Origin of the sequence: Kineococcus haloalkalitolerans (assembly GCF_050871905.1) — a bacterium.
GTDB lineage: Bacteria > Actinomycetota > Actinomycetes > Actinomycetales > Kineococcaceae > Kineococcus.
This window is the reverse complement of record NZ_JBJLSH010000094.1, coordinates 1-4299: the sequence shown is the minus strand read 5'-3', so window position 1 is coordinate 4299 and position 4299 is coordinate 1. Positions and strand designations below refer to the sequence as shown.

At 75.3% G+C, this 4299-nt stretch carries 4 protein-coding genes; 2 read left to right on the top strand and 2 right to left on the bottom strand.

What is annotated here, in order from left to right; all coding sequences use genetic code 11:
• Positions 1-142 precede the first annotated feature (142 nt).
• Positions 143-1435: an extracellular solute-binding protein gene (locus ACRYMY_RS19550; protein ID WP_432548880.1), complete on the bottom strand. Its 1293-nt coding sequence runs from the start codon at positions 1433-1435 to the stop codon at positions 143-145.
• Between the two features lie 434 nt (positions 1436-1869).
• On the opposite strand from ACRYMY_RS19550, the gene ACRYMY_RS19545 reads away from it, so the two are divergent.
• Together ACRYMY_RS19545 and ACRYMY_RS19540 are read left to right on the top strand one after the other, a co-directional pair.
• Positions 1870-2931, top strand: a complete 1062-nt coding sequence (locus ACRYMY_RS19545; protein WP_432548881.1) for a LacI family DNA-binding transcriptional regulator — start codon at positions 1870-1872, stop codon at positions 2929-2931.
• A 41-nt stretch (positions 2932-2972) separates the two neighbouring features.
• Positions 2973-3902 carry a nucleoside hydrolase gene (locus ACRYMY_RS19540; RefSeq protein WP_432548879.1) on the top strand — a complete coding sequence of 310 codons (930 nt, stop codon included), beginning with the start codon at positions 2973-2975 and terminating at the stop codon, positions 3900-3902.
• 27 nt (positions 3903-3929) lie between these two features.
• Here the strand turns inward: ACRYMY_RS19540 and ACRYMY_RS19535 are convergent, their stop codons facing one another.
• Positions 3930-4187: a Rieske (2Fe-2S) protein gene (locus ACRYMY_RS19535; RefSeq protein ID WP_432548878.1), complete on the bottom strand. Its 258-nt coding sequence runs from the start codon at positions 4185-4187 to the stop codon at positions 3930-3932.
• Positions 4188-4299 lie beyond the last annotated feature (112 nt).

The following is a 4299-nucleotide window of genomic DNA, read 5'->3' as shown; positions in this document are numbered from 1 at the left end:
CGTAATTTGTTAAATAACGCAAGCGCGGGATGGACTAGACACCACAGCGAGCCGGACCCGCGGGACCCCCCCCCCCCCGCCCGCCCGGGGGCGGCCACCGCCGGGCCCGCACCGGCCGCGACGGTGCCCACGGGTGCGCTGCTCACTGCGCCGTCGCCGCGTTCATGGCGTCGGCGAACTGCTCGGGGGTGAACCCGTTCGGGTTGCCGAACAGCTGCTCGATGTTGGTCAGCAGCTCCTGGGCGGCGGTCGGGCTCAGGGCCTGGTCCCACGACATGCCGAAGAACGAGGCGTTGACCGCGGTGTCGTAGACGAAGGACAGGAACTCGCCGTCCTCGGCCGCCGCGAGCTGGTCCTCGACGCCCTTGAGGATCGGGACCTCGCCGCCCTCGTTGATGAAGGCCTCGGCGATCTCCTCGGTGAGGACGCCGTTGGCCAGGTAGTCGCGGGCGATCTCCTTCTGCTCGTCCGTGGCGTTCGCGGAGATCGAGTAGTACTGCGCCGGGTTGCCGACGGTGCTGGTCGGGTCGCCCGCGCCGCCGGTGACGACGGGGAAGGACTGGTAGCCCAGGTTGCCGCCGGAGACGAAGTCGCCGCCGTCGGCCTTGATGGAGCCGAAGCACCAGCTGCCCTGCAGCAGCATCGCCGCGCGGTCGGTGTACAGCAGCGCCTGGTCGGCGTTCTGGTCGGCGACGATGGAGTTGTAGCCCTCCACGAAGCCGCCGGCGCGCACGAGGTCCTGGGCCGCGGTGAGGGCCTGCAGGACGGCCGGGTCCGACCACGCGTTCGGCGCGCTGTCGTTGATGGCCTGGTAGGCGTCCTGGCCGGCGATGCGCAGCACGAGGAACTCCAGCCACATCATCGTGGTCCAGCGCGACTGGCCGGCCAGCGAGATGGGGGCGATGCCGGCCTCGTTGAAGACGGGCACGAGGGCGAGCAGGTCCTCCCAGGTCTGCGGCGGCTGGGCGCCGACCTGGTCGAACAGGCGCTGGTTGTAGTACAGGAAGACGGGCTGCACGGTCTCGTGCGGGACCGCGTAGATGGCGCCGTCGACGATGCCCGGGTTCCACGCCGCGTCGAACAGGCGGGTGCGGACGTCGGGGTTCTCCTCGATCCAGCTGGTGAGGTCCTCGATCTGGCCGGCCTGGGCCCAGTCGCGGACGCTGCCGCCGCCCCAGCTGAAGATCAGGGTGGGGGCCTGGCCCGCGCCGATGGAGGTGCGGATCTTGGTCTTGTAGGCGTCGTTCTGGTAGGCGACGGGGGCGAGCTGACCGGTCTCGGAGGACTCGTTGAAGTTCTCGACCGAGAGGTTGCGGATCGCCTCCTTCGGCTCACCGGTGAGGAACCAGATGGAGGCCTCGCCCTCCGCGGCCTGGCCGGGCCCGGAGGACCCGCCGCAGGCGGTCAGGGCCGTCGCGGCGAGGGGGGTCGCCATGGCCAGGGTCAGGAAGGACCGACGAGAAGAGGTTCGCTGCTGATCCACTTCGATCTCCGATGCGCCGAGCCGCTCCCTCGCGGCTGCTCCGTCCGACGGGGTCGTGGGTGACCGCGCCGGGGGCCGAGGCCCCGATTGCTGTCGCGACGTTGCCGAAAGCTTTCGACCCCGCCGTCGTCGCAGCGACCATAGGCAGCCGACGGGGCGGGGTCAAGCGAGTCGCCCGAACAGACCGTGAGAGCGCGCTCTTCTAGCGTTGGAACGGCCTGGGCTGCGACGACGCGGCCACCGGCGCGGCACGGCAGGGTCTCGAAACGGTCTCGAAAACTTTCGGCGTCGAGTGCTGGTCCTAGCGGTCGCCGCGGAGCTACAGTCGTCGCCGGCGAGGACGCGACGTCGCGACCTCCGACGACGGGAGGCACCTCGTGACGGAACTGCAGCGGGAACCCGCCCGCACCCGCGGCCGTCCCGCGCTGGCCCCGCGGGGCCGCCCCACGCTGGCGACGATCGCCGCGTCGGCGGGCGTGTCGGTCGCCACCGTCTCCAAGGTCGTCAACGGCCGCGACGACGTGTCGGCGGAGACCCGCGCCGCGGTCGAGGCCCTGCTGCGCGCCCACGACTACAACCCCCCGGCGGCCCGGCGCACCCCGGCCGCCACGACGGTGGAGTTCCTGGTGCACGGCGACTTCGGCGCCTACCAGACCCAGATCATCGACGGGGTGGTGGCCGGCGGCGAGGAGGTCGGCGCCTCGGTCGTCGTCGGCAAGCTCGTCGACGGGCGGCCCGGCACGGCCCCCCGCGCCTGGGCGCGCGAGCTGGCCGCCGCCGGGCGCAGCGGCGTCGTCGTGGTCACGGGCGAGCTGTCCGCCGCCCACGTGGACGCCCTCGAGCACGCCCGCCTGCCGCTGGTCGTCATCGACCCGCTCAACCTGCCGCGCCGCGAGGTCGTCAGCGTCGGCTCGACGAACTTCGCCGGCGGCATGACCGCCACCCAGCACCTGCTGTCCCTGGGGCACCAGCGCATCGCGTTCGCGGGCGGGCCGGCGGGCTCGGGGTGCAACCAGGCGCGGCTGCACGGGTACCGGGCGGCCATGGAGGTCGCCGGGCTGTCCGTGCGGCCCGAGCACGTGCTGCACGACGACTTCCAGTTCGAGTCCGGCCGCCGCCTCGGCGAGCGGCTGCTGGCGCTGCCCGACCCGCCGACCGCCGTCGTCGGCGCCTGCGACACGCTCGCGCTGGGGGTCATGGAGGCGGCCCGCGTGCGCGGGCTGCGCGTGCCCGACGACCTGAGCATCACCGGGTTCGACGACACCGAGCTGGCCGGGGTGTCGACCCCGCCGATGACGGTGATCCGCCAGCCGCTGCGCGAGATGGGCCGCGTCGCGGTCCGCACGCTGCTGCGGATGGCCGCGGGCGAGGAGCTCGACTCCCACCACGTCGAGCTGGCCACCGAGCTGGTCGTGCGCGGTTCCACCGGCCCGGTGCCGCTGCGGTGAGCGCCGCGGCGGGCCCGTCGGCAGGTGCTCCGCACCGGGTCGTGCTGGACACCGACCTGTCGCTGGGCGAGCCCGGCAGCGAGGTCGACGACGGCTTCGCCCTCGCGCTCGCCCTGGCCGACCCGGGGATCGAGCTGGCGGCCGTGACCACGGTGTACGGCAACACCGACCTGTCCTCGGTCACCACCCTGACGCTCGACCTGCTGCACCGGCTGGGAGCTCCGGGCGTGCCGGTGCACGCGGGCGCGGCCCGCCCGCTGCTGCGCCCGGGCCCGCCGCCCGGCCGCGTCCCGGCCGGCACGCCCGTGCGCGCGCCCGCCTCCACCCGGGCGGCCGCGGTCCTCGTGGACCTCGTGCGCTCGGCGCCGGGCGGGGTGACGGTCGTGGCGATCGGGCCGCTGACCAACGTGGCGCTCGCCGCTCGCCTGGACCCCGGCTTCGCCGCCGACGTGGGCCGCCTCGTCGTCATGGGCGGGACGTACCTGTCCCCCGCCCCGCGGGCCGGGATGCCCGGGGAGTTCAACGTCTGGAACGACCCGGAGGCCCTGCGGATCGTCCTGGACGCGGGGCTGGTGCCCGACCTCGTCGGCCTCGACGTGACGCGGCGGGTGCGCCTGACCCGCGATCACGCGCGCCGGATGGCCGCGGACGAGCGGCCGTTCCCGGCGTTCGCCGGCGAGCACGCGCTGGCCTGGATCGACCGGCTGGAGCGCGACGGCGAGGAGCAGCCCGGCTCGTGCGCGCTGCACGACCCGCTGGCCGTGGCCGTCGTCACCCGCCCGGACCTGGTGGTCTGGCGCGACGCGCACGTGCTCGTGTCCACGGACGACGCGCTGCGCGGGGCGGTGCTGGCCGACCTGTCCCCCGCGCCCGACGGTGCCGACGGGCCGCCCCGCAACGCCCGCGTCGCCGTCGACGTGGACCCCGCGGCGTTCACCGAGCACTTCACGACCCGCCTGGCCGGCGGCTGACCCGCCACCCGGCGGGACGGCGGCCGGTCAGGGCTTCGGCGGGCCCTCCACGCGCCCGAGCACGCGCCCGCCGCGCACCCGCACCGCCACGACCGGCTGCGGCGCGGTGCCCGGGCCGTCGAGCACCTCGCCGTCGGTGACGGAGAACGCCGTGCCGTGCCAGGGGCAGACCAGCGCGGCGCGCCCGTCCACGTCGCGGACCTCCCCGTCGTGCAGCGGGCCGCCCAGGTGGCTGCACGTGTCGGCCAGACCGTGCACGCGCGCGCCGCGGCGCAGCAGGCACACGGGCGCGTCGGGGGGGGGGGGGGGGGGGGGGGGGGGGGGGGGGGGGGGGGGGGGGGGGGGGGGGGGGGGGGGGGGGGGGGGGGGGGGGGGGGGGGGGGGGGGGGGGGGGGGG